Genomic DNA, 4,916 nt, shown 5'->3' with positions numbered 1-4,916 from the left:
GTCGGGTCGGGAATGTCGTCGGCGTCGACAATGGTGTAGGCGTAGCCCTGCTCGGCCAGGAAGCGCTGGCGGTGCGCGGCGTACTCCTGGTCGATGGTGTCCCGGGAGACCACCGTGTAGAAATGCGCGCCGCGGCCGTCCGCCTTGGGGCGCAACACCCGCCCGAGACGCTGCGCCTCCTCCTGGCGTGACCCGAAGGTACCGCTGACCTGGATGGCGACCCCCGCTTCGGGCAGGTCGATCGACACGTTGGCGACCTTTGAAACAACCAGGGTCCGGATCTCCCCACTGCGGAACGCCTCGAACAAACGCTCACGTTCCCGGTTACGGGTCGACCCCTGGATGACCGGGGCACCGAGCAGCTCGCCAAGCTGATCAAGCTGATCAAGGTAGGCACCGATGACGAGCACCCGATCCCCTGCGTGCCGTTCGACCAACCGTTGCACGACCGCACGCTTGCTGTACGCGGTGGCGCACATCCGGTAGCGCTCCTCGGCCTCCGCAACGGCGTAGGCCATCCGCTCGTCCTCGGTGAGGGTCACCCGCACCTCGGTGCACTCGGCCGGGGCGATCCAGCCCTGGGCCTCGATCTCCCGCCACGGCGCGTCGTACCGCTTGGGGCCGATCAGGGAGAAGACGTCGCCCTCCCGACCGTCCTCACGGACCAGCGTGGCGGTCAGACCGAGCCGCCGCCGGGACTGGATGTCGGCGGTCATCCGAAAGACCGGCGCCGGCAGCAGGTGCACCTCGTCGTAGACGATCAGACCCCAGTCGCGGGCGCCGAACAGGTCCAGATGCAGATACTCGCCCTTGCGACGGGCGGTCATCACCTGGTATGTGGCGATCGTGACGGGTCGGATCTCCTTGCGTTCACCCGAGTACTCGCCGATCTCGTCCTCGGTGAGTGATGTCCGCTTCAGCAGCTCCGTACGCCACTGCCGGCCGGCCACCGTGTTGGTGACCAGGATGAGGGTGGTAGTACCGGCATGGGCCATGGCCGCGGCACCGACGATGGTCTTGCCGGCACCGCTGGGCAGCACCACCACGCCCGAACCACCCTCCCAGAACCCCGCCACCGCGCCCTTCTGGTACCCGCGCAGCTCCCAGCCGTCCTGGCGCAGTTCGATCGGGTGTGCCTCGCCGTCGACATACCCGGCGAGGTCCTCGGCCGGCCAGCCAATCTTGAGCAACGCCTGCTTGAGCCGTCCCCGCTCGGACGGGTGCACCGCGACGGTGTCCTCATCCAGACGCTGACCCAGCAGCGGCGCGACCTTCTTGGACCGGACGACCTCGGTGAGCACCGCGCGGTCGACGGTCCGCAGGACCAGGCCTCGCTCCGGGTCGTTCTCCAGCCGTAGCCGACCGTAACGGTCCATGGTGTCGGCGACGTCGACCAGCAACGCGTGCGGGACCGCGTAACGGGAGAAGCGGACGAGTGCGTCAACGACCTGTTCGGCGTCGTGACCGGCAGCCCGGGCATTCCAGAGCGCCAGCGGCGTGACCCGGTAGGTGTGGACGTGCTCGGGGGAGCGTTCCAGCTCCGCGAACGGGGCGATCGCGGCCCGCGCCTCGCCAGCCAGCGGATGGTCGACTTCCAGCAACAGGGTCTTGTCAGACTGGACGATCAACGGTCCATCGGCCACTTCTCACCGTCCTCTCACGATTCCTCGCGGCCTCTGGACGCGCAATGAAGGCCATGATCGCACACCCTGAGATTCCATCGGGTCGCGCAGCGATCTGCCACCTACCGACCTGCGGCGACATTCGTCGGCCGTACCAACCCGGATCGAACCAGTCTGCCGATTCTCGCATATTCGCCGCAGGCCGCGACGGATGCCCCGCGAGGTACCGGCCATCGAACCGGTTACCGTCATGGCAGGTCGGCAACGTCCTCCGGATCCACGAATTCAGGGTATTGCTGGTCCGGTACGGACATCGGCCCAACAGCGCCTGTGCCTGTGCCTGTGCCGGCGCTCGCAAGGGCACCGGCCAGGTCGCCACCGGTAGTGCCCGGCATTGCGCCCGCGACACCCAACTCATACGACCAGTCGTAACCGGCGGCCCCACCGGCCGGGAGCACATCTTCGACATCCAGCACGCCGGTGACACGGTGCAACGCGAAGCGCCGGGTCGCCGCAGCACGCTCATCCCACGCGGTCACCCAGCCCCCGTCAACAATCATCGGACGAACAATATGTTCACTAGACTTTCCCTGCTGGTCAACATACCCGAGCAGTATGCGCCGGCCGCTGCGTGCCGCTCCCTGCAGGCTCAGCAACATCAGCGGAGCTGATCGCAGCATCCCGTCGGACACGGAGCCGATCGCAGCGCTGGCTGCCCGGGCCGCCCGGGCGCTGTCGTCCCCCCGACGGATCATCCGCACCACGCCCCGGACCTGCTCGTTGCGGGCACCCGCGGCGTCCGCGGTGCTCGGGCGCGGACGGCCGGGCGTTCTGTGCACCTCCGGTCGGCTCAGTACCACGCGTCCGTCCGGTCCTTCACCGACCGGGGCGAACCCCGCCGCGCGCAGGCCCTCCAGCAACTTGGGCATGGGTAGCGATGAATCACCACGGTGGGCGCTACCCGCCGCAGCCCGAGGGCCTGGGTCCGCCGCGACGCGACCACCTCAGAGAGCACCGCGGTGTCGTCGCAGCGCAGATAGGCCGCAGCCGGCCCCGCCCGCAACCGGCCGTGACGACGGGCGACGTCATCCACGAGGTAGTCCAGCGCCTGCGGGACGTCCCCGCGGGCGACGCGGGCAAGAAAGTCGCGGATGTCCTCGGCGACCCGACCGGCGTCCAGAGCACGCCGCAGGGACGCCTCGGAGAACCGGAAGACCGTTGCCGCGCCGGACGACTCGACATCGGCCATCTGGGCGAGCTCCGCGGCGATCTCCGGCACCAGGGGACCTGGCGCCACCGCGGTGAGGTCGGCCTGTACCAGCAGTTCACTGACGGGCTCAGGCAACATCGGACTGAGCGCGGCAGCGAGGTCGAAGCGGCGGGCGCCGTCCGCGTCAGTCGCCTCGCCACCGACCAGCGCCCGCCCGGCCGCTGACAGCGCGCCGCGTCCGGTGACACCCAGCAGATCCGCCTCGGCGAACGTCCAGTCGACCATCCGGTCCAGCAACGGCCCACCCCGGCGGGGTAGCCGCCACGCAAGCAGTGCGCGCACCGACTCGGATGTCGGCGCAAGGCCCGCCGGAGCTGCCGCGAAGGCGTCGAGCACGAGGCGGCGCAGCTCCGGCGCGCTCTGGCGGCGCAGCTCCATGGAGAGCGCGGCAACCTGACGGCCCTTGTCGTCGCGCTCCCCCACCAGACCGGGCACCTGGGGGGAGCCCAGCCACGCCTGGACCAACGTGGCCCAGCGCATCGCGGGGGTCTCCACGCACCACCGGTCGTAGGCGGTCGTTGGCATAATCATGACATCCGTGCCGGGAGCGTTGTCGACCAGCCCCGCCGCATAGGCGATTTCGATCACCAGCGCCGCGGCCGGTTCGGCGACGTCGAGAAGCTTCGCTGCCGCGCGGAAGTCCCGGACACTCAGACCGCCCGTGCGCAACGGGATGGGCGGGGTTGCACCCCAGGCTTCCAACAGCGCCGTCACCAGACGAATCATTGTGTCAGCGGCGAGGGCGGCCGCGCCGTCAACCTGGCCACGATCAATAGTCTTGCCGGTGAGCGCAGGCGGTTCACGATGCAACGTCCCGGCCGGACGGTCACCACGCAGGGTAAGCCCGACCTCCCGGGGAAGCTCAACCATGGTCTCCTCGACGCCGACCAGCAGACCCCGAGCAAGCAGTTGCTCCACGGGTGTGCGGGCGTCAGACGCATGGAGCAGCCGTCTCGCGTCGCCCGTGTGCCCGAGCGCCGGCCCGGCGGCAAGCCGATCAAGGAGCTGACGGGCCCGCGGACCGCACTCCTGGACGAGGGTCGCCACCCGCTCCGGCGCGGCCAGTGCAGCGCTGAGCTCGTCGAGGAAAGAGCCGCGCACGGCTCCATCGCGATCACGTTGGGCAGTGACCCCGATCGCCAGCGCGAGCCGGGCGAGATGGGTGTGCCGGTGCCCGGACAGGCAGGCACGTAACGGCCGACCTAGACCGAGTGGACGCTCACCGACAAGGTCGCGGACCATTGCGACAAGCCGGATGGCACTGTCATCCCCCCAGATCAGTGCACGTTCACGCAATGTCGCCACGGGCACTGCCACATCCGAGGCCCCGCAGAACCTGACGAGGTCCTCGGCACTCACCGGCGATGGAAGCAGCGTCAACGCCTCGCAGACCTCAAGGGTGAACGTGTCAAGCCGCTCAAGCGCGCGGGTCACGCTCACGCGGATTTCCAGGCGGGCGGCGAGGATGTCGAAGTCGGGCGGCGGCGGCGTGGCCAGATCCGGACGCAGAGCGAGCAGCCGGGTGAGCGCGTCGTCCGAAAGGCCCCGCAACCACCCGGCCAGGGTGGAGGAGACGTCAGGGCCGTCCGCCGGCATGGGCACCCTCACAACGGTAGCCGGCCAGGTGCAGGGTCCGGCACGCCCTACCGCCTGTCGTGGTCAGATTCGTCGACCACCGGTGGGGAAACCCGTGGGGAAAACAAGCCGACACCGACCTCGGCCGTGCCCACCTGATCGAGAACCCAGCCACCGCTGACATCGAACCGGAGCACGGCCACCGCCGGATCAAGATCAAGTTCGCGTGGAAGGAGCGCTGCGAAGGCCCAGTCCGGCGGGCCGGTCGAAATTATGATCGAGGTCACCTGCAGCCGGCCCGCTGGGACGAGCGCGACCAGCGGGCTCGCGAAGACCGCCCTGGCAATCGCGTCGATCTCGTCCGCTGTCGGCGCCCGACCGGACGGAACGGGAAATACGTTGCGGTCGAACACGGCGGCGGCGGGGACCCGAGCGGAACCGCCAACATC

The 4,916-nt window shown here is 69.3% G+C and carries 3 protein-coding genes and 1 pseudogene; all 4 read right to left on the bottom strand.

Annotated elements, in window-relative coordinates; translation table 11 throughout:
- Nucleotides 1-1,643 (bottom strand): DNA repair helicase XPB (locus U9980_RS10015; protein WP_322751775.1); only part of this gene is annotated, 1,643 nt, incomplete at its 3' end.
- 227 nt (nt 1,644-1,870) lie between these two features.
- Entirely contained in the window at nt 1,871-2,461 is a 591-nt protein-coding gene (locus U9980_RS10010; RefSeq protein ID WP_322767669.1) for a hypothetical protein, read from the bottom strand.
- An 11-nt stretch (nt 2,462-2,472) separates the two neighbouring features.
- Nucleotides 2,473-4,488 carry a helicase-associated domain-containing protein gene (locus U9980_RS10005; RefSeq protein WP_322767673.1) on the bottom strand — a complete coding sequence of 672 codons (2,016 nt, stop codon included), beginning with the start codon at nt 4,486-4,488 and terminating at the stop codon, nt 2,473-2,475.
- A gap of 47 nt (nt 4,489-4,535) precedes the next feature.
- Nucleotides 4,536-4,916 (bottom strand): annotated as a pseudogene (locus U9980_RS10000) (hypothetical protein); the annotation flags it as partial.

Origin of the sequence: Protofrankia sp. Cr1 (assembly GCF_963555865.1) — a bacterium.
Lineage (GTDB): Bacteria > Actinomycetota > Actinomycetes > Frankiales > Frankiaceae > Protofrankia.
The sequence above is the reverse complement of the archived record's forward strand: the minus strand, read 5'-3'. Positions and strand labels throughout refer to the sequence as shown.